Here is a 24,116-nt window from a genome sequence, read left to right as displayed (position 1 = left end):
CAAGGATCGGGCAGGTTTCTTCAGAATTTAACCTATCAACCGTGATGGATTACTGGAGTCTGTTGACTAGGCTTTAAAAGCGCACAACACAAAAGCAGTCATCCACTTTTTTCAGGGTAAGCGACTATAACGAGGGCAAAGTTATGGGCATATTCGAGCATTACCAACAGCGATATGAAAAAGCGAGAGAAGAGGAATATACCATCCAGGAGTTCCTGGATATGTGTAAGCAGGACAAAGCCTGCTACGCCTCCGCAGCCGAACGTCTGCTGACCGCCATTGGTGAGCCGGAGATGGTAGACACCTCAGCCAACCCCAGACTGAGCCGACTCTTCTCCAACCGCGTCGTGGCACGCTATCCCGCCTTCAAGGATTTCTACGGGATGGAAGAGGCCATCGAACAGATCGTCTCCTACCTCAAACACTCCGCCCAAGGGCTGGAGGAGAAGAAACAGATCCTCTATCTGCTGGGCCCCGTTGGCGGCGGTAAATCCTCGCTGGCAGAGAAACTCAAATCCCTGATGCAGAAGGTGCCCATCTATCGCATCAAGGGCTCACCGGTCAACGATCACCCCTTCTGCCTGTTCGACATCGAAGAGGATGGGGAGATCCTGGAAAAAGAGTACGGCATCCCGCGCCGTTATCTGCGCCCCATCATGTCCCCCTGGGTGGCCAAACGCCTGCACGAGTTTGGCGGCGACATCACCAAGTTCAAGGTGGAGAAGGTCAATCCTTCCATCCTCGATCAAATCGCCATTGCCAAAACCGAGCCGGGCGATGACAACAACCAGGACATCTCCTCACTGGTCGGCAAGGTCGACATCCGCATGCTGGAGCACTTCGCCCAGGATGACGCAGATGCCTACTCCTACTCAGGTGCGCTGTGTAAAGCGAACCAGGGGGTGATGGAGTTTGTGGAGATGTTCAAGGCGCCTATCAAGGTGCTGCACCCGCTGCTGACTGCAACTCAGGAGGGGAACTACAACGGTACCGAAGGGCTCTCAGCCCTCCCCTTTGACGGCATTTTGCTGGCTCACTCCAACGAATCCGAGTGGCAGCAGTTCCGCAACAACAAGAACAACGAGGCCTTCCTCGACCGGGTCTACATCGTCAAGGTGCCTTACTGCCTGCGAGTCTCCGAAGAGGTGAAGATCTACGAGAAACTGCTGATCAACAGCGAATTGACCGAGGCCAAATGCGCTCCGGGCACCCTCGAGCTGCTGGGCCAGTTCTCGGTACTGTCACGGCTGAAAGAGCCGGAAAACTCCAGCATCTACTCCAAGATGCGGGTCTATGATGGCGAGAGCCTGAAAGACACCGATCCCAAGGCGAAGAGCTATCAGGAGTATCGCGACTACGCCGGTGTGGACGAGGGGATGAATGGTCTCTCTACTCGCTTTGCGTTCAAGATCCTCTCCCGCGTCTTCAACTTCGACCACGCGGAAGTGGCCGCCAACCCGGTGCATCTCTTCTATGTGCTGGAGCAGCAGATCGAGCGCGAGCAGTTCCCGCAAGAGCTGCACGATCGCTACCTTGAGTTCATCAAGGGTTATCTGACTCCGCGTTATGTGGAGTTCATCGGCAAGGAGATCCAGACCGCCTATCTCGAGTCCTACTCCGAGTACGGTCAGAACATCTTCGATCGCTACGTAACCTACGCCGACTTCTGGATCCAGGATCAGGAGTACCGTGACCCCGAAACCGGCCAGCTGTTTGACAGAGCGTCTCTCAACAGCGAGCTGGAAAAAATTGAAAAACCCGCCGGGATCAGCAACCCGAAAGATTTCCGCAACGAAATCGTCAACTTCGTGCTGCGTGCCCGGGCCAACAATGCAGGCCGTAACCCCAACTGGACCAGTTACGAGAAGCTTCGCACCGTGATCGAGAAGAAGATGTTCTCCAACACGGAAGAGCTGCTGCCGGTTATCTCCTTCAACAGCAAAACCTCGGCCGAGGAGCAGAAGAAGCACGATAACTTTGTCGAACGGATGATGGAGAAAGGCTACACCCGCAAACAGGTGCGACTGCTCTCCGAATGGTATCTCAGGGTACGCAAGTCATCCTGACCCTGACTGTTCAAGGGGGAGTTATGGCGCATTTTATCGACCGCAGGCTCAACGGCAAAAACAAAAGCGCTGTCAATCGGCAGCGCTTCATCCGCCGCTACAAGAAGCAGATAAAACAAGCGGTCTCGGATGCTGTCTCCAAGCGCAGCATTCAGGACGTAGACAAGGGCGAGAGCATCAGCATCCCGACCAAGGATATCGGCGAGCCCCATTTTCATCAGGGGCACGGCGGTAAACGGGAGATGGTGCATCCCGGCAATGATCAGTTCGTCTCCGGCGACAAGATTGACCGTCCCAAAGGAGGAGGCGGCGGACAGGGTTCCGGCGAGGGACAAGCATCCAATCAGGGGGAAGGGGCCGATGATTTCGTGTTCCAGATCTCCAAGGATGAGTATCTCGATCTGCTGTTTGAAGATCTGGAGTTGCCCAGGCTGCAGAAAACCCAGCTCAATCAGCTGATGGAGGTGAAAACCTATCGGGCGGGCTACACCTCCAACGGGGTGCCCGCCAACATCAACGTGGTGCGTTCCCTGCAAAATTCGCTGGCACGTCGCATGGCGCTGCAAGCGGGCAAGAAACGCCAACTGCATGAACTGGAAGATCGGCTGGCCCTGCTGGCCACCGATCCCAACGAACACTTTGCCGAGATCGCCCTGCTCGAGAAGGAGATCAGGGAGCTGAAACGACGGATCGATGCGGTGCCGTTTATCGACACCTTCGATCTCAAGTTCAACAACTTCGTCAAACGGCCCGTCCCCTCCAGCCAGGCGGTGATGTTCTGTCTGATGGACGTCTCGGGCTCCATGGATCAGGCCACCAAGGAGATGGCCAAGCGTTTCTATATCCTGCTCTATCTGTTCCTGAGCCGGACCTACAAGAACGTCGAGGTGGTCTATATCCGCCACCATACCCAGGCCAAGGAGGTGGACGAGCACGAGTTCTTCTACTCCCAGGAGACAGGCGGCACGATTGTCTCCAGCGCCCTCAAGATGATGAACGACATCATCAACGAGCGTTACCCCGCCAACCAGTGGAACATCTATGCGGCGCAGGCATCTGACGGTGACAACTGGGCTGATGACTCACCGCAATGCAGGGAGATCCTGGCGCGGGACATCATGCCAAGGGTACGGTACTACTCCTACATCGAGATCACCACCCGTGCCCACCAGACCCTGTGGCACGAATATGAGTCGGTAGCCAGCCAGTTCCCCCACTTTGCGATGGAGCACATTCGCAAAGTCGAGGATATCTATCCGGTGTTCCGCGAGCTGTTCAAGAAACAAGCGGCGTGAGGAGGTCACATGATCGAAACAGAAAAACGTGTAGCGCCACTGGATGACGGACCAGACTGGAACTTCGATCTGCTGGAGACCTATCACCAGGAGATCGCCCGGGTCGCCCGTTTCTACAAGCTGGATACCTACCCCAACCAGATCGAGGTGATCACCGCCGAGCAGATGATGGATGCCTACTCCAGCGTCGGCATGCCCATCGGCTATCAGCACTGGTCGTTCGGCAAGCGCTTTATCCATACCGAGCGCAACTACAAGCGTGGCCAGATGGGACTGGCCTACGAGATCGTCATCAACTCCGATCCCTGCATCGCCTACCTGATGGAGGAGAACACCATGCCGATGCAGGCGCTGGTGATGGCCCACGCCTGCTACGGTCACAACTCCTTCTTCAAGAACAACTACCTGTTCAAGGCCTGGACCGATGCCTCCTCCATCATCGACTACCTGCTGTTTGCCAAGAACTACATCACCCAGTGCGAAGAGAAACACGGCATCGAGGCGGTGGAACAGCTGCTCGACTCCTGCCATGCCCTGATGAACTTCGGGGTGGATCGCTACAAGCGACCCCAGAAGATCTCGATGGCAGAGGAGAAACGGCGTCAGAAGGCGCGGGAAGATTATCTGCAAACTCAGGTCAACGAGCTCTGGCGTACCCTGCCCAAGCAGCATAAAGCGGCAGGGGTGGAGGACAGGCGCTACCCCGCAGAGCCCCAAGAGAACATTCTCTACTTCATCGAGAAGAATGCCCCCTTGCTGGAGCCCTGGCAGCGTGAAGTGGTGCGTATCGTGCGCAAGATAAGTCAGTATTTCTATCCGCAAAAGCAGACCCAGGTGATGAACGAGGGGTGGGCCACCTTCTGGCACTACACCATCCTCAATCACCTCTATGACGAGGGCAAGCTGAGCGATCGCTTCATGATGGAGGTGCTGCACAGCCACACCAACGTGGTCTATCAACCGGCTTACAACAGCCGCTACTACTCGGGGATCAACCCCTATGCGCTGGGGTTTGCCATGTTTACCGACCTGCGCCGCATCTGCGAGAACCCGACCGAGGAAGATAGATACTGGTTCCCCGACTATGCCGGCAGCAACTGGGTCGAAACCCTCCACTTTGCCATGCAGAACTTCAAGGATGAGAGCTTTATCAGCCAGTTCCTCAGTCCCAAAGTGATGCGGGATATGAAGTTGTTCGCCATTGATGACGACGATCTGAAGAACTATCTGAAGGTCTCCGCCATCCACAATGACGAGGGGTACCGTCAGGTGCGCAATACTTTGTCGGCCCAGTACAACCTGAGCAATCTGGAGCCCAATATTCAGGTCTACAACGTAGCAGTAAAAGGGGATCGTTCCCTTACCTTGCGCTATGTTCCCCACAACCGTATCCCTCTTGGTGACTCACGCCACGAGGTGCTCAAACACCTGCATCAGCTGTGGGGATTCGATGTGGTGCTGGAGCAGGATAACGGTGATCTGCCTGCAGATATCATAGGTCGTTGCCCGGAGCGCAAACCGGGGATCTGACCCGTGACGTGATATCTCGACGGCCCACTTCGGTGGGCCATTTTTTAATCGGCCGCCTCTGCCAGAATGAGCGCAGCCCAAGCCGTACAACCCGAACAAGCCACAACATAGAAAGAGGCCCGCATGGGGTGCGGGCCTCTTTGCCTTGCGGTCAATCGGCAGCAGTTATCAGTAGAAGGTCTGCTGCTCTGCGGCCATCGCCTTGAGGCGGGCACAGGGGGCAAACCGGTCGCCATGGCGCTTCTGGTAATACTCCAGACGGCCAACCAGATGATCAATTCCTAAGGTGTCCATGTAGCGGAACGGGCCGCCAAGGAAAGGCGGGAAACCGATGCCGAAGATGGCGCCGATATCACCATCACGGGCCGACGCCACCACACCGCTATCCAGCGCCATCGCCGCTTCGTTGAGCATCAGCAACACGCAGCGCTCGGCGATCTCCTGACGGGCCAGCTTGGCAGAAGGCTTGATGCCGAGCACGCCATAGACGCTCTCGTCCACCGTCTTCTTGCCCTCTTTGCCGGTCAGCTTGTTGCGCGGAGCCGCCTTGCCATAGAGGTAGAAGCCCTTGCCGTTCTTGCGTCCCTTGCGATCATTTTGCAGCAGCTTGTCGAACGCCTTGGGCGCCTGGAACTGCTCGCCGCCCAGCTCTTTCTCGAGAATGGGGGAGATCTTGGCGCCCACATCGATCCCCACCTCGTCCAGCAAGGTGATGGGGCCAACCGGGAAACCGAAGTCCAGCAGTGCGCTATCCAGCACCTCCACCGGCTCCCCTTCCAGCACCAGTCGCGCCGCTTCGTTCATGTAGGGCGCCAGGATGCGGTTGACGTAGAAACCGGCTTCGTCCTTCACCACGATGGGTGTTTTGCCCTGGGCGCGGGCAAAAGCCAGGGTGGTAGCGACCGTCTCGGCACTGGTGCCAGCGTGGGGGATGATCTCCGCCAGCGGCATCTTGTCCACCGGGCTGAAGTAGTGCAGCCCCACGACTCGCTCCGGGTGCGCCGCCTCTGCCGCAATCTGGTTGATAGGCAGGGAGGAGGTGTTTGAGGCAAACACTGTGTGTTCACCACACTCGCGCTCCACGTCCTTCACCATCTGGTGTTTGAGCGCGAGATCTTCAAACACCGCCTCTACTACCATGTCGACCCTGTGAAAACCGGAATAGTCGAGGGTGCCGGTCAGCAGGCTCATCTGCTTTTCCAGCTCGCTGCGCAAGATGTGACGGCGCTTGAGTTTCTTGGCCAGAATGTCATAGCTGTAGCGCATGGCATTGCCGATCCCGGCGCTTGCCACATCCTTGATCCGCACCGGCACGCCCGCCTTGGTAGCGGTGACGAACGCAATGCCGCCCCCCATCAGACCACCGCCCAGCACGGCGGCATGGGCCACCTTGCGCGGCGCGGCCCCCTGATAGGTGACCTCTTTCTTCATCTCGGTGGTGGCAAAGAAGATGGAACGCAGGGCGGCAGACTCAGCAGTCATCACCAGCTCGCCAAAGTGGCGGGATTCGGCGGCCAGACCGGCCTTCATCCCCTCCTCCACACCGATCCGCACCACCTCGAGGATCCGCTCCGGCGCCGGATAGTTGCCACGGGTCTTGGCTTTCACCCCCTTGCTGGCCTGATCGAACAGCACCTTGCGACCCAGCTTGTTGGTCTCAAGCACCTTGCCCTGCAGATCCCGCTTCAATTGATGACGCGGTTTACCTTTTTTGGCCAGTTTGATGGCAGCATCCAGCAAGATTGACGGCGGCACCACATCGTCCACCAGCCCCAATTTCTTGGCTTGTTTGGCCCGCACCTGCTTACCGGTCAGCATCAGATCCAGCGCCTTGGCCACCCCGATAAGGCGCGGCAGACGCTGGGTACCGCCAGAGCCCGGCAGCAGACCGAGCTGAACTTCCGGCAATCCCAGCACAGATTTTCCGTGATCGGTCACCACCCGACCATGACAGGCCAGCGCCAACTCCAGCCCGCCTCCGAGGCAGGGGCCGTGAATGGCGGCGATCACCGGGATGGTCAGCCCCTCGATCTCGGCAAAAATCTCCTGCCCTTCCCGCGACAGGGTCTCGGCATCCTTGGCACTGGTGCAGGCGGCCAGCATGGTGATATCAGCGCCAGCGATGAAGGAGTCCTTCTTGCCGGAGGTGATCACCAGACCGATCAAATCCTTGTTGCGTTTCACCTCGGCCAGTACGGAGCGGATCTCCTCGACAAAGGCAGCTTTCAGGGTATTCATGCTCTCGCCCGGCACATCCATGGTGAGGATGCCGATGCCATCTTTGCGAACATCCAGGGAAAAAGTCTTAGCGCTCATCATTCAACCTCCAACACCATAGCCACGCCCAATCCACCCGCCGCACAGGCGGTGTTGAGCCCCAGTCCCCCACCGCGACGACGCAGCTCGTGCAGGGTCTGGGTGATCATCCGCGCACCGGTCGCGGCAAAGGGGTGGCCATAGGCCAGCGAACCACCGAGGACGTTGAACTTCTCCATGTCCACCTCGCCGATGGCCTGATCGCGGCCCAGCTTGTCACGGGCAAACTCGTGGCTGGCAAACATCTTGAGGTTGGCCAGGGTCTGGGCGGCAAAGGCTTCGTGCATGTCGATCAGGGTCAGATCGCTGAGCGTGATGCCGGCTCTGTCCAGCGCCAGCGGCGTGGCATAGGAGGGCCCCATCAGCATGTCTTGCCAGACATCGATGGCCGAGAAAGCGAAGCTGCGGATATAGCCAAGCGGTTCGAGGCCCAGCTCTTTGGCTCGCCCTTCCCGCATCAACAGCACGGCAGCGGCGCCGTCAGTGAGCGGGGTGGCATTGGCAGCAGTGACTGTGCCATGGACTCGATCAAACACCGGCTTGAGCTTGGCGTAGCTCGCCAGATCCGAGCTTTCACGGATATTGTTGTCCCGCTCGAGCGGTGACTTGTAAGGCGGTACATGGGCGGTAAACACCTCACCGCTGAGCTTGCCATCAGCCCACGCCTGCGCGGCCAGAGTGTGGGAGCGGTGAGCCAGCGCATCTTGCGTCTCGCGGCTGATCTGGTGACTCTTGGCCATCTGCTCGGCGGTCTGTCCCATCGAAAGTCCCGTAGAGTATTCCGCCACGGCAGGCGGTACTGGCAGCAGATCCTTGACCCGCAGCTGACGCAAAATATTGAAGCGCTGCTGCAGATTGCGCGCTTTGTTGAGATCCACCAAGGCACGGGCCAGCTTCTTGCTCACTCCGATAGGGAGCACGGAGGAGGAGTCAGCCCCACCGGCAATGGCGATGTCTACGGTACCGGCCATGATGGATTCGGTGACGTTGGCCACCGCCTGGAAACTGGTGGCGCAGGCGCGGGAGACGCTATAGGCATCGGTATTGACGCTCATGCCGGTACCGAGCACGATCTCGCGAGCAATGTTGGGGGCTTCCGGCATCTGAACCACCTGACCAAACACCAGCTGGTCGATAAGCTTGGGATCGAGATCGGTACGGGCAAGCATCTCGCTCACCACCAGTTTGCCGAGATCGACTGCTGGCACGCCATGAAAGGCGGTGGCCTGCTTGGCAAAGGGGGTACGCAGCCCCGCCACGACGGCAATCCGTTCGCCCTGGCGAGTCGTCAGTTTCAATGGCTGTTTCATCCTGGCTCCTTGGTTTAAAAGGCAGAGGTCTGACCTCATTGCGCCACATCTTAACAATCCAATCACAAGTTTCATACAGCTGATTGAAACTAAATTAAGCGCGGCAAGGCCCCTTTGCTCGCCCTTGGGAAGCAACTGGAGTATAAAAAGATCAACTTCCATAAAAACAACGGGTTTATCGCATGGCAGCGGCGGAGTTCAGAGCGCTTAGGGACTATCTTGGCAGTCAGATCCTGGGGCAGGAGGAGCTAATTGAAGGGCTCCTGATTGCCCTGTTATGTGAAGGACATGTGTTAATCGAAGGGGCCCCCGGGCTGGCCAAAACCCGCGCAGTCAAGGCGCTGGCTGGCGCCGTTGAGGGGCGCTTTGCCCGTATCCAGTTTACCCCCGACCTGCTTCCCGCGGATCTCACCGGCAGCGAGGTGTTTCACCCGCAGGATACCAGTTTTGTATTCCAGCCAGGCCCCCTCTTCAACCATCTGGTGCTGGCGGACGAGATCAACAGGGCGCCGGCCAAGGTACAATCAGCGCTGCTGGAAGCCATGGCTGAACACCAGATCACCGTAGGCAAAAAGAGCTGGCGACTGCCGCCTCTCTTTATGGTCGCCGCCACCCAGAACCCCATCGAGCAGGAGGGAACCTATCCCCTGCCGGAGGCCCAGCTCGACCGATTTCTGCTCAAGCTGATGGTGGATTACCCGAGCCCCACGATGGAGCTCGCCATCTTGCAGCTCAACGCCAGCGGCGAACAGCTTGGCGCGGCGCCGGTGACACTGAGTCAGACCAGCTTGCAGCATGCCCGCAGCGAAGTGCTGGCGGTGACCATGCAAAGCAGACTGGAGCACTATCTGGTGGAGCTGGTCTGCGCCACTCGCCCGGGCAGTGGTCTTTGCCCTGCCCTTGAGCCATTGATTGCCGTGGGGGCCAGCCCTCGGGCTACGCTGGGGCTGGCTCGCTCCGCCCGCGCCCGAGCCTGGCTTGCCGGACGAGATTATGTGCTGCCGGAAGATATCCAGCTGCAAGCCTATCCTGTGCTGCGCCATCGCCTTATACCCAGCTATCAGGCACTGGCAGACAATCTGGATAACGATATCCTGATCGCCCAACTGCTGGATCAGGTGCCATGCCCCTAGATCCCGGTCTGCATCCCGATATCGTCCTGTCGCTGCCACGGCTGCTCAGTATCCGGCTATGGGCCAAGGCCAGGAAGCCACCTCACGCGGGCAGAAGCAACAGCGAACGCGGCAAACCGGGCCGATCTCCCGGACTCACGTTTCGAGAGCTGCGCGCCTATCAGGCTGGTGACGAGGTACGCCATATCGACTGGCGAGTGACCGCACGCCTCGGTCGTCCCTATACCCGCCTCTATAGCGAGGAGCTGGATCAGGCGCACTGGCTGCTGCTCGATCTCTCTCCCGCCATGTATTTCGGCTCCACACTGCAGCTCAAGGCGCGCCTCGCCTGCGAGCTGGCGGCAGCCTTGATCTGGCAAGGGGAGAAGCAGCACAACACCCTAATCTGCCACGGGCTTATCCCCCATCACCAGAGCCAGCGCGGCAGCGTGCTGCCCCTGCTCGAATCCCTCTGCCATCACTATCAGCAAGGGCTGGCCCGCCGGGCGCTTTCTCACTCGCTGGCCGACACCTTGTCTGGCGTGAAGTTGCCTCACGGAGCCAAGCTGACGATCATCACCGATCACAGACCCTGCGAGTCTGTGCTCTGTCAGCAATTGCAACTGCTCTCCCGTCGCCACGATATTCACTATTGGCAGATCCGTGACCCCCTCGAGGCTGCCCTTCCTTCTGACGGCCAGCTGCCAGTGGCCATCGATCGGCCAGGGCAGCACTATCAGGGCTGGCTGGATGGAGGCCATGCCGGTTTCTCCCAGCGCTACCGGCATGCCGCCGAGCAGCAGTTGGCCCACGGCAAACAGTTGCTGTTGCCATTGGTGCAGCGTCTCTATCTGCTCGATAACAGCCAGACGCTGCAACAGCAGTGGCAGGAGGGGTTATGTCATCAGGGATGATCTCGCCCGCCGAACTCGACAGCGCCAGTCCCGCCTCGGAGGCTATCACCCCGCCGCTGGCCGCCCTGATGCGAGACATCCACCCGGGGCCGGATCTGATTGAACAGAGTCTTGACCCCAGAGTGCTGGCGCTATTGTGGCTGTTGATCACAGCGTTATTGCTGCTGCTGATCGTCCTGATTGCCCGCAGGGTGATACGTTACTGCCGCTGGTGTCGCCAGCTGGATGGAGATCCGGCGCTGCTGGTGGCACGCATACAGGAGGCCCTGCGTCATGAAGCACTGCAACGCTGGCCCGAGGCGCGCCAGCTTCAGGGAGAGGCGTGGCTCGCCTTCGTCGATCGTCACGGCGGCAGCAATTTTAGCCAGTTTTCGTCTCACTGGAGCAGTTGGCTCTATGGCAGTCAGAAGCCGAGCAGCGAGCAGAGCGAACAGCTTCGGCAACATTATCGCCGCTGGGGTCAAACCCTCTTCTTGCAACGCTCCCCCCGCTCTGGGCGTAAAGTCGCGCGGAGGCATCCATGATCCTGGCCTGGCCCTGGTTTGCGCTGGCGCTGGTGCTGCCCTTGCTGGTGCGCTTCGGCTTGCCGCCCCTGCGCCGCGGCTATCTGGCTCACCCCGGGTTTGCGCTGCTGCGTCCTCAGGCAGGATTACCGCTCTGGCGCGCCATGCTGCTCTGGTGCGCCCTTATCCTCGCCCTCTGCCGTCCCCAGTGGTGGGGAGAACCGGTGATCCAATATGAAGGGAGTCGGGATCTGCTGCTGGCGGTGGATCTATCAGACAGTATGCGCACCCCTGATATGCTCGATAACGGCGAGCAGCAAGCACGGCTGACGGCGGTTCGCCAGCAGATCAAGGCGCTGATCGCCAAACGTGCCGGAGACAGGGTGGGCCTCATCGTCTTTGCCGATCACGCCTATCTGCTCTCTCCCCTCACTCAGGAGATCCCGGCGCTGTTGACCTTGAGCGACGAGCTCGATTTTGATCTGGTCGGCCGAACCACCGCCCTTGGCGAGGCGATCCAGCTGGCACGTCAGCATGGGGATCTTCGTCGCCCCACCGCCCTGCTGCTGGTCACTGATGGCCGCAATACCGCAGGCAATGCCGACCCGCTACAGGAGGCCAAACTCGCCGCAGCGCAGGGAATACGGATCTACACGCTGGGGGTCGGGGCCGATCCCGATACCTTTATCCAACCCTATGATGAGGCAGGCAGCGGTCAGGCCGATCCCAGCAGCGAACTGGACGAACCGCTCCTGAAAGAGCTGGCAAAAACAGGACAGGGGCGCTATTTCAGGGCGCGAACCCAAAGCGATCTCGATGCCATCAATGCGACCCTCAATACCCTTGAACCTGCCCCCATGCCGATTGCCCAGTACCAGCCGGTGATCGAGCTCTACCCCTGGCCGTTGGCACTGCTTTGTGGCTTGCTGCTTCTGCCATCAGGACACTGCAGACTGGAGTTTCGCATGGTGCGTAACTGGCTGGCACGAGGCGCGCGCAGATGGAGCTGATCTTGCTCCGCCCCCTGTGGCTGATCGCACTCATCCCCTGGCTCTGGCAAGGGTGGCACCGTCGTCGCCAGCCCCCGCTGCTCGCACCTGCGATGCAGGCTTATCTGCTGCCAGCCTCCCGTCCTCAACGCCCCTGGCTCTGGCTGGCAACCCTGCCCGTGATTTTGGCCCTGAGTGGTCCCGCACTGCGCGGTGAGCTGCAACAGCAGCCCGCGGCACCGCTCGATATCTGGCTGCTCGACTTGTCACGCTCGATGACCGCCACCGATCTCAAACCGGATCGGGCAACCCGGGTCAGATGGCAATTACAGCAGCTGCTGAGCCGCGCCAAGGGCGAGCGCATTGCGCTGATCCTCTACGCAGGCGACGCCTACCTCGCCATGCCGCCAACCCGGGATCATCAGGCCCTTTCGCTGCTACTGCCCGACTTGCGCCCCGATATCATGCCGTTGCAGGGCAGCAACCCGGCACGGGCGGTGGAACTTGCCATGAAGCAGCTGGCCCCTGGAGAACAAGCGCGTCTGCTGCTGATCACCGACGACCTCACCCAGAATCAGATGACCCAAATCGCCGCCCTGTGGCCCTGCCAACAACGCCTTCTTTGCCGCGACACCCAGTCGGCACGCCTCGATATTCTGCTTGCCAGCAGCGGTCAACCGGCCCCCATACCCGCCATTCCGGCCAATGAGTTGGGGTTTGCCACCCGCATGCCCGCGCGGTTGCCCGCCCCCGATAGTCAGGCCATTGCCGCACTGGCCAATCGTCTCGGTGGTGAGCTGCAGTGGCTTGGCAGCGACGCACCCCGCTTTGCACCGCTGCCCACCACGACCTCGGCCCTCACCCCGGCACCACTGGATCTTGGCCCCTGGCTGCTGATCCCCTTGTTACCACTGGCCTTGTTGGCCAGAGTCGGCGCCCGGTTGATGATGGTACTGATGGTGGGAGCTCAGTTGCTTGCGCCACAAGATCTGCAAGCAACAGAGAGGGGGGATCTGCAAGCGATGCAGGCTTATCAAGAGGGGGATTTTCAGCGGGCTGCCCATACCTTCAACGATCCAGTCTGGCGCGGCAACGCCTGGTATCGGGCCGGAGCTTACCGACAAGCTATCTCAGCCTATCAGGAAGCGACGAGCGCCACCGCCCACTACAACCGCGGCAATGCCCTGCTGCAACTGGGGGAGTTTGCGGCCGCCAAGGAGGCCTATCTGGCCGCTCTGGCGCTCGAACCCGGGCATGAAGATGCGCTCTATAATCTCTCTCTGTTACAGGGCGCTGCGGCGGCTGCTCCCGATACCAGCAACAGCAAGCAACCCGAACCATCGGCAACTCAGCAGGCGACGGCAATGCCCCTGCCCCCCTCTCCCCCGGTGTTGCTGCTCGAACAGCGATTGCGTAAAGAGGCGCTGCGCCGGGATCTTATCAAGGTGGAGGAGCCCTGGTGACGCGGGCAGGATGGGGGCTGTTGCTCGCACTCGCGAGTCCACTTTGCTGGGCCTTGCCCCCCCGGGCAGAGCTGCTGCCGGGGGCTGACCCCAGCGATTGGCTGCTGATCATCGAAGCGGATGGCGAGCGCCAGAGCAGCGAGCTTGAGCTCACCCCCTTACTGCGCCAGTTTGCGGTGGGCAGAGTGACCATAAGCCGGGTCACCACCCCGGTACAACAACTGACTCGCTGGCAGATCCCGCTGCACCAGAGCGGTTCACCTGCAAATACCGAGATGGTGATTGCCCCGCTCAAGCTGGGAAATGAGTTTACCCCCTCGCTCACCCTGCCATTGAGAGAGGTGAAAACAGCGGCACTGCCGCAACCCGCAGCCCCCTCGCCCCTCGAGATGCAGGCCAGCCTTGAACATCAGGGCCCGCTCTATCCCGGCCAGCCGGTGATCTACCGGCTGACACTGTGGCTGCCCACCAGTATGCAAAACCCGGCGCTAAGCGAGCTTAGCTCTGCCCACTTCACCATCCGTCGCCTCGGTAGCGACGAGTGGATCGCCCCCGCTCAGGCAGGTCTGCCCGGCAGGCTCACCCGCAGCTGGCTCGTTCAGGCAAAAGCGCCGGGACTCTGGCACCTCGACTCACCCCGCTTGCAGGGGCAGCTCACGCAGCAAGGGAGCAAGCCGCAAAAACTCTCGGCCCGCGCGGCACCACTCGAGGTTCGGGTCGACAAAGCCCCCGCCACGCCAGTGGCCACCCGGCTGACCCTGAGTCAACGGCTTGAACCGGCCTCCACGGGGGAAGTGGGTGAACCGCTGATCCGGATCCTCACCCTGACCATGGAGAATGGTGACAGCGGCCAGATACAGCTTGCCCCCCTGATGGCCCATCAACTGCCAAACGGCATACAGGCACATCCCGATGGCGAGCAACAGCAGGAGCGTTACCGAGATGGCAAGCTGCTGTTTGAGCGACAGTGGCGCCAGACTCTGGTCGCGGAGCAGAGCGGCGACTACCAGCTGCCCCCCATTGATCTGCCCTGGTTTAATACCCAAAGTGGCCGGATTGAGCAGGCCAGCCTCCCTGCCATCACGCTGGCGTTTCAGGCAACGACAAATCGGCAACCTGATCAGCAGACATCACAGATGGCACTGCGAGAGAGCCTTTGGTGGGTCGTGCTGGCCATAACGCTGCGTGCGCTATGGCGCCACTGGCCCCGCTGGCGAGCCTTCTATCAACTACAACGTGCCCTTGCCCAACACCAGCCGGATGCCAGTCGCAAGGCGCTGATCAAGTGGGCGACCTTGCGCTGGCAGGTCTCCTATTATCAATTAGGCCAGTTGCCCGACACTGGGCATAATCGGCTCGGCAACGGGCTCGCCGCACTCGAGCGAGCCTGTTTTGCACGGCCCTCTTCTGGCCCGCCCATCGAGTGGCGCGCTCTGGCGCGTACCCTCAGGGCTGATGAAATGGCCGGTATTGCGTACCTGATTTACCTGCTGGCGCACGGGAGTTCCCGCTCCCGCCGCCACGCCCCCTGACAAGGATTGCCCTATGGCACTGCTGTTTTTTAGAAAAAAACGTGCTCAGCAGCATATTGGTGGAAATGATCCGGCCACTTCGCCGGTCTCTGATCCCATGGCTGACAAACAAACCAAATTTGAAGCACTGGTTCATGCACTACATGGCGATCTCTACCGGTATGCCTACTGGCTGACCAGGGATCCCAACGTGGCGGAAGATCTGGTGCAAGAGACCTTCCTTCGTGCCTGGAAGGCTATCGACACCCTGCAGGATGACAAGGCGGCCAAGGGGTGGCTGATCACCATCCTCAGACGGGAGAACGCCCGCCGCTTTGAACGTAAACAGCTGGAGCTGGTGGATCTCGACGATCACCCTCAACCCCAGCACGATGCGCTGCACAGCGAGCAGGAGATGGAGAACGAGTGGTTGCACCGTCACATCGCCCGGTTACCCGAGGAGTACCAGGAGCCACTGCTGCTGCAAGTCGTGGGAGGATTCAGTGGTGAGGAGATTGCCGAGATGCTCGGCCTCAACAAGAACACCGTTATGACCCGCCTGTTTCGCGCCCGCAACCAGATCAAGGAGGCGATGGAGCAGAAGAACCAAGCAAGAGGACACGGACATGGATGAACTCGAATTTCGCCGCAACGCCATGATCCAGCCCAACGATCAACAACCGGACTTTCTCAGAACCGCTGACGCCAGCCAGGCCAATCGGAACTATCTCGACGAGATGAAGCAGTTCGACAGAACCCTCAAGCGCGCCATGCAGGTAGAGGTCCCAGCCGGACTGGCCGAGCGGATCCTGCTCAGGCAAGCCATGCAGCAAGACAGTGACGCGCCAGATGATTTGCCGCCATCCCGCCCCCTTGGCACGGCGCCAGTCAAGCTCCGGACATCGACATCCTGGCGCCAGATCGCCCTGGCTGCATCGGTCGCCTTCCTGCTGGGAATGAGCACCCGCTGGATCACGCTGCCAGAAACGGCTCCTGCGGCCCTCTCCCTCGCACAGGTGGCGATGGCTCATGTCTATGGCGAAGAACCCTTTATTGAAGGTGTCGATGAGCAGGTCAATCTGCATAACATCAATGCCAAGATGGAGAAGTATGGTGCCACCTTAAGCGGGATGGATGGGCTCAAGGTGACCTATGTCAATCACTGCTCGTTTTATCAGGGACCGGCCTTGCACATGGTGATCCAGGGAAAAATGGGGCCTGTCACTCTCTTTTTAGTGCCCAAACATGTGCCATTAACCCTGCAACAGGCCACCTTTGAAGATGGCACCCTCAAAGGGGAGATAGTCCAGCTCAAAGGCGCCAATATGGTACTGATTGGCGAGATGAAAGAGCCACTTGCCCCCGTTGCCAACGCTCTGCAGTCACGTCTGCAGTGGGACATTTAACATCGCCGGTTAACAACCTCAGAGCCATCCTCAATAGCAGGCGGCGGTCACCAGCCGCTGCCTGTTCCCCCCCTGATTACTCCCCTTTGTCACTCATTTGCCTCAAGATTTCGAAAAATTGACAAAATTATTTTTGTGACGGAGATCGGCAATCCAGGTCAATAATCCACCTTTAGACCCTCAAAATGATGAATTAAACAGCAAGTTAAAACAAATGATTAACACATCGATCACTTTTATGTATTCTGCTGTCACTGGTCTGATTTCTTACCTCCTACCAGATCCATAGAATCACGCCAGAATTGATTGGGAAGAAGCTGAAATAAAAACGGATTTTGTCGAGGTTTGCATTGAACGTGCAGCCAATATCGGCAAAAAAATCTGCCTACAAGAGAGAACACCATGACGACAACTATTTTCAAGAAGAGCCTGATTGCCGCCACCATCGCGCTGGCCACCGGTCAAGTCCATGCCGCGGCATTCCAGTTGAACGAGCACTCGGCCTCTGGTCTGGGTCGCGCCTATGCCGGTGAAGCCGCTATTGCCGACAACGCCTCCGTTCTGGCCCGTAACCCGGCCGCCATGACCACCTTCGACAAGATGGCAGTTTCTGTCTCCGGCACCTACATCAAACCGGATGTCGATGTGGATGGTGCTGTTTACGCTGGCGCGAACAAAATGGCTCCAGCCAGCGAAAGTGGTATTGCTCCGGCAGCCTTCGTTCCCGCCTCCTACTTTATTCAGCCGCTGAATGACCAGTGGGCTTGGGGTATTGGCATCTTCTCCAACTACGGTCTCTCCACCGAATACTCCAAAACCTTCCCGGCTGGTGCCGGTGCTGGCGATACCGAGTTGATGACCTTCAATATCAACCCGAACATTGCCTATCGTGTCAACGAACACTTCAGTGTCGGTGCTGGTATCAACGCCGTTTACGGTGCCGCCGAACTCAACCGCTATGCCGGTCTGCTGGGTCCGCTGAATCCTCCTGACAAAGGTGGCCCGCTGCCGACAGATACTCGTCTGGCTCACCTGAAAGGCGACACCTGGGGCTTTGGCTGGAACGTTGGGACCCTGTATGAAGTCAATGAAAACCATCGCTTCGCACTGACCTACCGTTCACAAGTCGATATGAGCTTTGACGGTGATTTCCAAGGCGCAAGCTCACTGAATCGCACAGTGGATGGCAACCTGAAGCTGGATCTGCCTGCACAAGCCGAGTTCGCCGGTTACCATCGCCTGAGCCCGCAGTTTGCTGTTCATTACTCTGTAAACTGGACTGACTGGAGCGCCTTCCAGGAGCTGAAAGCAACCAGCAGCCAATGTGCTGGCGGCGTATGTCTGCAAAAAGATGAGAAGTTCAAAGATTCTACTCGCTACTCCATCGGCGGTACCTGGTATATCAACCCGGCATGGGAAGCTCGCATGGGCTTTGCCTATGACAACACCCCGATCGAAGCTGACTACCGCAGCCTGAGCATTCCCGACTCTGACCGTATCTGGTACAGCGCCGGTGCCACCTACCATATCAACACCGATATGAGCGTTGACTTTGGTATGGCTTATCTGGACGGTAAAGAAGTTGACGTCAACGAAGGTCTGCGTAGCCACTCCGACAGCCTCCGTTGGAAAGGTACTTCCCACGGCAACGCCTTCCTGGCCTCTGCCCAGTTCAACATGAAGTTCTGATTATTGATAGAATTGAAAGAGCGCCGTCAGGCGCTCTTTTTTTATTCGACAAAACCATCTCAGCGCACACATGTAGCACACACGTGTTTATTTTTCTTTTCTAATCAAGCTATTAGAGTGCATCATCCCAGCATTTAATCTTGTTTTATCCAGATACTGGCCATTACCGTTGCCTTACTGGTCATACCATATAAAATCCTGCCTCCATTCATATGACCGATTGAACCTTCGGGTAACAGCAAGGATTTTGCCATGCATCCCATCATCAAACCGTCCGCCATCGCCCTGCTGGTGATCGCGGGTCAGACTCATGCCGCCGGGTTCCAGCTGGCTGAACAGTCCGCTACAGGCCTGGGGCGCGCCTTTGCAGGTGAGGCCGCCATCGCGGATAACGCCAGTGTGCTCTCCCGCAATGCAGCAGCCATGACCCGCTTCGATCAGATGGCGCTCTCTGGCGGAGTCATCTATGTCAGTCCTGACGTCAATATTGAAGGCAACACCCGCTTGCCGACCAAAGCCGGCATCGTCACCTCCGATGCCAGTGCACACGATATCGCCGCCGCAGCCTGGGTTCCCAACGCCTATCTGATCATTCCACTCAATGAGCAGTGGCGACTCGGCTTCTCGGCGACCTCTTACTACGGTCTTGGCGTCAAGATGCCGGATAACTACAGCGCGGGACACTTTGGCAATGTCTCCGATATCAAGACCATGGATCTGGGTACCTCACTCGCCTATCGCCTCAATGAGATGTGGTCAATTGGTGCCGGGATCTCTGCTATTCAGGGCGAAGGCGAAGTCGGTGGCACCTTCCCTTCTCGCAACCTGATCGCAAAACATTTGCAAGGGGATGGCTGGGCATGGGGCTGGAATGTCGGCACCTTGCTGGAGTTGTCCGAACAAACCCGAATTGGCCTATCCTACCGTCACGATGTCACTTTGACCCTCTCGGGAGATGCTATCGTGGGCCGACCCAATGCAGATGGCTCCGTTACCGAGATCAGAGATACCGGCAGTCTGGATCTGCCGTTGCCAGCGACAGCAGAGTTGGCGGCATTCCATCAGCTGACTGACAAGCTGGCTATCCACGGCAGCCTGAACTGGACCAACTGGAGCAAATTCGTTCAGTTGGAAGCTGATCTCAACAATTTGCAGAACATGCACATCAAGGACGAGCACTGGGAAGATAGCTGGCGCTACGCCATCGGTATGACCTATCAGGTCACTCCCAAGTGGCAACTGCGCTCCGGTGTGGCCTATGACGCCAGCCCGGTGCCAGCCGATCGTCGTACCATTTCCATCCCGGATGCCGATCGGCTCTGGTACAGCCTGGGAATGGGGTATCAGTTCACGCCCAACCTGACCGTGGATCTGGGGCTGACCCTGATCGATGGCAAAAAGGTGGATGTCACTGAAAAAATGGAGCTGCAACCGGGTAATCCGATGACGACCTCCACCTTCCAGGGCACTTCTGAAGGGGATGCCTGGCTGGCTGGTGCACAATTGAGCTATCTCTTCTAAATTCCTTCCCTGCAAAAAACGCTATGCCAATTATTGCCTTACTCAATAAGGTGAACACTGGCATAGTGTTCTGCAACACCATAAAATCAACCCAGTACCTTTACTGGAGCAAGGCATGTATTCCTACGTAGCAAGACAGCCGATCCTCGACAGAGACCTCAAAACTCATGCCTATGAGCTGCTCTTTCGCGATAGTCTGAATAATGTCTTCCCGAGCATCTCCTCCCAACAGGCGACGTCACGCCTGGTGGTCGAACAGTTCCTGCAACAAAATATCGATCAGCTCTTGGGCGGCCGCCCCTGCTTTATCAATTTTCCCCACTCACTGCTGCTGGAGGGGTTGGCAGAGTGCCTGCCGCCCGAAAAAGTGGTGATTGAGATCCTGGAAGATTCCCCACCGGATGATGCCCTGCTGGAAAAGGTGAAACAGTTGCACAAGCTGGGATATCAACTGGCACTCGATGACTTCACCATGTCGCCGGATTGGGAGCGCTTCCTCCCCTTTATCCACATCATCAAGTTTGATCTTCGTGCCACCCCCCTGATGCAGATCAAAGTGTTTATCCAGCGGCATCAGACGCTGGGGCTCACCTATCTGGCGGAAAAAGTAGAGGACAAGGCGGAGTTCGAGCGGGTCAAACAGCTGGGGATCCAGCTGTTCCAGGGCTTTTTCTTCAGCAGACCCGAGATGGTCAAGCAAGCCACCATGGAGCCAGCGCAAGTCGTGGTGATGCAGTTGCTCAACGTGGTCAACGAGGCAGAGCCTGATATCAACAAGATTGAGCAGCTACTCGGTCAGGATATCTCCCTCTCTCTCAAGCTGTTGCGCTATGTCAACCATCTCAAAGGTCACACCAACCCTATTTCGTCATTTCGCCAGGCTGCCATCTATCTGGGAAACACCCAACTAAAGCGCTTTGTTTCGCTGGTAGCCGCGACCAGCGCCGGCAAGGGCAAGAGCGCCGAGCTCTACCAGATGTCGATGATCCGTGCCCGATTCTGTGAACTGCTGGCCCACGCCCACGCTCCGAGCCAGCAGGCACAACAAGCCTTTATCACCGGTCTCTTCTCCCTGCTGGATGTACTGATGGAGCAGCCGATGGACAAGCTGCTCGGCACTATCCCTCTTATCGACGATATTCGGCTGGCGCTGCTGGAGCGAAAAGGCAATCTCGGTTTCTACCTCGCGTTTTGTGAAGATTACGAGAGCGCCAACTGGTCACGGGTAACGGCCAGAACAGCCCGCCTGGGGCTGAGCGAGGATAAGGTGAGTCACCTCTATCTGGCCGCCACCACCTGGGTCACGGAACAACTGCTGGCGATGGAAGCCACCAATTAATTCGTCTCGTCATTCACCTCGACCGCGATAGCGGTCGCCTCCCCGCCCCCGATACAGAGCGCGGCCACGCCTCGCCGCAAACCCCGTTGCCGCAGCGCGGCGATCAGCGTCACCAGAATGCGTGCGCCACTCGCACCCAGCGGATGACCAAGCGCACAGGCCCCACCATGCACATTGACCTTGTGATGAGGGATGCCGACCCCGCTCATGGCCAGCATGGTGACCATGGCGAAGGCCTCGTTGATCTCGAACAGATCCACCTCTTCCACCGACCATGCAAGACGCGCCAGCAAGCGTGAAATGGCGCCAATGGGCGCAGAGGTAAACTCGGCGGGCAATGCTGCATGGCTCTGATAACCGACGATCCGTGCCAGCACTGGTACCTGCCAGGCTTGCGCCGTGGCGCCATCCATCAATATCAGCGCCGCCGCACCGTCCGAGATAGAGCTCGAATTTGCTGCCGTAATGGTGCCCTCCTTGCCAAACGCTGGCTTCAGGGTAGGGATCTTCTCCGGTCTGCCCTTGCCGGGCTGCTCGTCTTCGGCCAGCCACAAGCACTCACCGCGATAGACACTTGCCAGCTCGGATGCAAACGCGCCGGCTTGCTGTGCATCGCGCGCACGCTGCAACGACGCAAGAGCAAACTCATCCATGGCACTGCGGGTCAAACCGGCCTGATCGGCGCTGCGCTGGGCATGTATCCCCATCAGCTGGCCATCATAGGCATCTTGCAAACCGTCGAGGAATAGGTGGTCCAGCACCTTTTGATGCCCCATCCGAAAGCCGCTGCGGGCATTATCCAGCAGATAGGGGGCACGGCTCATACTCTCCATCCCCCCCGCGACCACTACCCTGTTGTCACCAAGGCGGATGGTATCCGCGGCCAACATCACTGCTTTCATGCCGGATCCGCACACCTTGTTGACCGTGGTAGCAGGCACACTATCTGGCAACCCTGCTTTCAACAACGCCTGCCGGGCTGGCGCTTGCCCCACGCCCGCCGCCAGCACATTGCCCATAAACACTTCATCGACCTGCTCCGGACGCAGCCCGCTTTGCTGCAGTGCCGCCTCGATGGCACAGGCTCCCAACTCAGGCGCAGTTACCTCTGCCAATGCACCCTGAAACGCTCCCATCGGAGTCCGTTTTGCCGCCACAATTGCAATATCCATTTGCCTGCCTCTGTTTGTTACATGGCCATAACATAGGGGTTCTGACGCGATGGAACAAGAGTTGCAGTGCAGTTTACGTTTAGGTAAGGTGCAGACAGGATTTAGTTCGCCAAGAAGTCTGTATGAACAACAAGGATGAAGGACGGCGCTTCAGCATCAGTGAGCTGGCCCGGGAATTTGATATTACGACGCGCAGTATCCGTTTCTACGAGGATCAGGGGTTGCTCAATCCCGCCAGAGAAGGACAGACCCGCATTTACAGCAAGCAGGATCGGGTTCGCCTCAAGCTCACCCTGCGCGGCAAGCGGCTCGGATTCAGCCTCGCCGAGATCCGCGAGCTGTTTGATCTCTATGATGCCGACAAGAGCAGCCGCACCCAGTTACAGACCATGCTGGGACTGGTTGAGGAGAAACGGGAGACACTGCAACAGCAGATGGAAGATATCAGGATGGTACTGCTGGAACTTGATGCCGCCGAGCAGCGCTGCCAACAGGCCCTTAGCCAGCTGGGATAACCACCTTGCTGGCTTATCAGGCAAAGTCCTTTCAGCCCGCTCACAAGATGCCAGATAGCAAAAAGCCACTCCTGAGAGTGGCTTTTCTTCGACCTGACGGTTCGCTATTAAACGCGAACGAAGTCCAGGTGGATCAGCTTGTAACGTACCGGGTGACGCTGGATAGCTTTCACTTTTACGTTAACTTCTTCACCGTTGATAACCAGAGTCAGTACAGACTCATAAAATTCCGGCTTCTCTTGAGCCAGGATCATTTTCTTGTGGTCAACAGTGATGGACAGGGCTTCTTTGCCTGCACCGTAAACGATGGCAGGAACTTGGTCAGCTTGACGCAGGCGGCGGCTCGCACCTTTCCCCAGGTCAGAACGGACTTCAGCTTGGAATACGAAAGACATAGTATGTATCTCTTTTGGATGAATTTATGGTGCTAACTGCGACCGGTCAACACCTCGCAAAACGAGCGCGAATACTACCACGGGCCAACTTCGGATACAAGGTACCGACTCTGCATTTAGCGCCCCTGCTCCAACCGGGCGAATTGCTGCTGACGCTGGGCCGGGCTCAGGGCATCAAACCGCGCCAGGGTCTCGGCGCGCGGGCAGTAGAGACCCTCCCCCGTTCTGACTCGAATGCTCTTGCCAAGCCGCGGCTGATTATCTGCCACCAGCGCCAGCAAATAGCTGTAGGTATCTGCTCCCCGGGCGCTGGATAACTGATTCGCTATACGCCACAGGGTCTCCCCTGCGGCGACCTGATGACACACGGTTTGTGGACCGCCGGCCGCAGGAGCCGAGAGGGTAAGCATGACGTCACTGCCTGCGGATAAGCTAGCCGTGTGGCTGGCGAGCGCTATATCTGCGCTCACTACTCCCTCATCTCCTTGGGCACCACTCATCCCCGCAGTGCGAAAGGTCGCCCCCAGCTGAGCCAGTAGAGGTTCGCTCTCGTCGGGGTCGCTGGGTATATCAACACCACCGAACGCGTCTTGGGGTGTACGGAACTCGGCGATAAAGGGCGCGACAGGTTGCGCGTGATAAGCAGGGGACCCACTCCCCTGCTGCACAATTGCAGCGACCTGGCCGGGGACGACCCCGTAAGCCATCTCGTCGATGCGCCGCAGCCTTGCCAGATAGGTTTTGGAGAGCTGCGCCTCCCCCTCGAACAGATCGAAGGGGGGCACCAACCGGGCGGGAAAGAGGATCTGCCAGCGACCGTGCTTCTGCTTTTTGGCCAGCGGCGGAAACTGATTGCCACGCCAGGCCACAAACATCGCAGGCGGCGTGCGCGCCAGCGGGTAATATTCCGGGTTCAACTGCACCCAGGTTTGTTCCGCGATGGGTTGATAACCGCTGATCACCACCTGCGCCACACTCAACCAGATCCCCAGCATCCTTGCCTCCCTGACTTGCGGTTTGAAGGGGCTACCTGACCGGCAGCCCCTTCTCAGCACCCGCTATCATGCTGT

General features: G+C 58.5%; 20 protein-coding genes. 15 read left to right on the top strand and 5 right to left on the bottom strand.

What is annotated here, in order from left to right; all coding sequences use genetic code 11:
• Positions 1-143 precede the first annotated feature (143 nt).
• The 3 genes from AB5Y84_RS03425 to AB5Y84_RS03415 are packed head-to-tail and all read left to right on the top strand — an operon-like array spanning position 144 to position 4,891.
• Positions 144-2,066, top strand: a complete 1,923-nt coding sequence (locus tag AB5Y84_RS03425; RefSeq protein WP_005333223.1) for a PrkA family serine protein kinase — start codon at positions 144-146, stop codon at positions 2,064-2,066.
• A gap of 23 nt (positions 2,067-2,089) precedes the next feature.
• Complete coding sequence (locus AB5Y84_RS03420; RefSeq protein ID WP_005360363.1) at positions 2,090-3,361, top strand: YeaH/YhbH family protein; 1,272 nt, start codon at positions 2,090-2,092, stop codon at positions 3,359-3,361.
• Positions 3,362-3,370: 9 nt separating this feature from the next.
• Positions 3,371-4,891 (top strand): SpoVR family protein, encoded by a 1,521-nt coding sequence (locus AB5Y84_RS03415; protein WP_005333227.1) that lies wholly within the window; start codon positions 3,371-3,373, stop codon positions 4,889-4,891.
• A 168-nt stretch (positions 4,892-5,059) separates the two neighbouring features.
• Here AB5Y84_RS03415 and fadJ read toward each other — a convergent pair whose 3' ends face one another.
• Complete coding sequence (gene fadJ, locus AB5Y84_RS03410) at positions 5,060-7,207, bottom strand: fatty acid oxidation complex subunit alpha FadJ (protein WP_368176379.1); 2,148 nt, start codon at positions 7,205-7,207, stop codon at positions 5,060-5,062.
• Positions 7,207-8,517 carry an acetyl-CoA C-acyltransferase FadI gene (gene fadI, locus AB5Y84_RS03405; RefSeq protein WP_368176378.1) on the bottom strand — a complete coding sequence of 437 codons (1,311 nt, stop codon included), beginning with the start codon at positions 8,515-8,517 and terminating at the stop codon, positions 7,207-7,209. Before fadI ends, fadJ begins: the two co-directional genes overlap by 1 nt.
• A 182-nt stretch (positions 8,518-8,699) precedes the next feature.
• On the opposite strand from fadI, the gene AB5Y84_RS03400 reads away from it, so the two are divergent.
• The 11 genes from AB5Y84_RS03400 to AB5Y84_RS03350 all read left to right on the top strand — a co-directional run bounded on the left by AB5Y84_RS03400 (position 8,700) and on the right by AB5Y84_RS03350 (position 20,964).
• Positions 8,700-9,650: an AAA family ATPase gene (locus AB5Y84_RS03400; protein WP_368176377.1), complete on the top strand. Its 951-nt coding sequence runs from the start codon at positions 8,700-8,702 to the stop codon at positions 9,648-9,650.
• Complete coding sequence (locus AB5Y84_RS03395; protein WP_368176376.1) at positions 9,641-10,543, top strand: DUF58 domain-containing protein; 903 nt, start codon at positions 9,641-9,643, stop codon at positions 10,541-10,543. Before AB5Y84_RS03400 ends, AB5Y84_RS03395 begins: the two co-directional genes overlap by 10 nt.
• Entirely contained in the window at positions 10,528-11,067 is a 540-nt protein-coding gene (locus AB5Y84_RS03390) for a DUF4381 domain-containing protein (RefSeq protein WP_368176375.1), read from the top strand. Before AB5Y84_RS03395 ends, AB5Y84_RS03390 begins: the two co-directional genes overlap by 16 nt.
• Positions 11,064-12,056, top strand: coding sequence for a VWA domain-containing protein (locus AB5Y84_RS03385; RefSeq protein WP_368176374.1), 993 nt, complete (start codon positions 11,064-11,066; stop codon positions 12,054-12,056). Before AB5Y84_RS03390 ends, AB5Y84_RS03385 begins: the two co-directional genes overlap by 4 nt.
• The gene (locus AB5Y84_RS03380) at positions 12,047-13,498 is read left to right on the top strand and encodes a VWA domain-containing protein (protein ID WP_368176373.1); all 1,452 of its coding nucleotides are present in this window, start codon (positions 12,047-12,049) and stop codon (positions 13,496-13,498) included. Before AB5Y84_RS03385 ends, AB5Y84_RS03380 begins: the two co-directional genes overlap by 10 nt.
• Before the next feature lie 20 nt (positions 13,499-13,518).
• The gene (locus AB5Y84_RS03375; RefSeq protein WP_368176372.1) at positions 13,519-15,030 is read left to right on the top strand and encodes a hypothetical protein; all 1,512 of its coding nucleotides are present in this window, start codon (positions 13,519-13,521) and stop codon (positions 15,028-15,030) included.
• Positions 15,031-15,043: 13 nt separating this feature from the next.
• On the top strand, positions 15,044-15,643 hold the full coding sequence (locus AB5Y84_RS03370; protein WP_005333245.1) for a sigma-70 family RNA polymerase sigma factor: 600 nt from the start codon (positions 15,044-15,046) through the stop codon (positions 15,641-15,643).
• A complete protein-coding gene (locus tag AB5Y84_RS03365; RefSeq protein WP_118853799.1) occupies positions 15,636-16,415 on the top strand; it encodes a DUF3379 domain-containing protein in 780 nt (259 codons plus the stop codon). The genes AB5Y84_RS03370 and AB5Y84_RS03365 overlap by 8 nt, the downstream gene beginning before the upstream one ends.
• A 402-nt stretch (positions 16,416-16,817) precedes the next feature.
• Entirely contained in the window at positions 16,818-18,104 is a 1,287-nt protein-coding gene (locus AB5Y84_RS03360) for an outer membrane protein transport protein (protein WP_139741171.1), read from the top strand.
• A 252-nt stretch (positions 18,105-18,356) separates the two neighbouring features.
• A complete protein-coding gene (locus AB5Y84_RS03355) occupies positions 18,357-19,625 on the top strand; it encodes an OmpP1/FadL family transporter (RefSeq protein WP_368176371.1) in 1,269 nt (422 codons plus the stop codon).
• 115 nt (positions 19,626-19,740) lie between these two features.
• Positions 19,741-20,964, top strand: a complete 1,224-nt coding sequence (locus AB5Y84_RS03350; RefSeq protein WP_005333249.1) for an EAL and HDOD domain-containing protein — start codon at positions 19,741-19,743, stop codon at positions 20,962-20,964.
• On the opposite strand, the gene AB5Y84_RS03345 is transcribed toward AB5Y84_RS03350, so the two are convergent.
• Positions 20,961-22,136 carry an acetyl-CoA C-acyltransferase gene (locus tag AB5Y84_RS03345; protein WP_368176370.1) on the bottom strand — a complete coding sequence of 392 codons (1,176 nt, stop codon included), beginning with the start codon at positions 22,134-22,136 and terminating at the stop codon, positions 20,961-20,963. The two genes, AB5Y84_RS03350 and AB5Y84_RS03345, sit on opposite strands and share 4 nt — an antisense overlap.
• Positions 22,137-22,258: 122 nt before the next feature.
• On the opposite strand from AB5Y84_RS03345, the gene AB5Y84_RS03340 reads away from it, so the two are divergent.
• Positions 22,259-22,651, top strand: a complete 393-nt coding sequence (locus AB5Y84_RS03340; protein ID WP_005360322.1) for a MerR family DNA-binding transcriptional regulator — start codon at positions 22,259-22,261, stop codon at positions 22,649-22,651.
• Positions 22,652-22,758: 107 nt separating this feature from the next.
• Here the strand turns inward: AB5Y84_RS03340 and rplY are convergent, their stop codons facing one another.
• Together rplY and AB5Y84_RS03330 are read right to left on the bottom strand one after the other, a co-directional pair.
• Positions 22,759-23,046 carry a 50S ribosomal protein L25 gene (gene rplY, locus AB5Y84_RS03335; protein ID WP_005333252.1) on the bottom strand — a complete coding sequence of 96 codons (288 nt, stop codon included), beginning with the start codon at positions 23,044-23,046 and terminating at the stop codon, positions 22,759-22,761.
• Between the two features lie 116 nt (positions 23,047-23,162).
• On the bottom strand, positions 23,163-24,041 hold the full coding sequence (locus tag AB5Y84_RS03330) for a hypothetical protein (RefSeq protein WP_368176369.1): 879 nt from the start codon (positions 24,039-24,041) through the stop codon (positions 23,163-23,165).
• Positions 24,042-24,116: the final 75 nt, after the last annotated feature.

Source organism: Aeromonas sp. s11 (assembly GCF_040907945.1).
GTDB lineage: Bacteria > Pseudomonadota > Gammaproteobacteria > Enterobacterales > Aeromonadaceae > Aeromonas > Aeromonas veronii.
The sequence above is the reverse complement of the archived record's forward strand: the minus strand, read 5'-3'. Positions and strand labels throughout refer to the sequence as shown.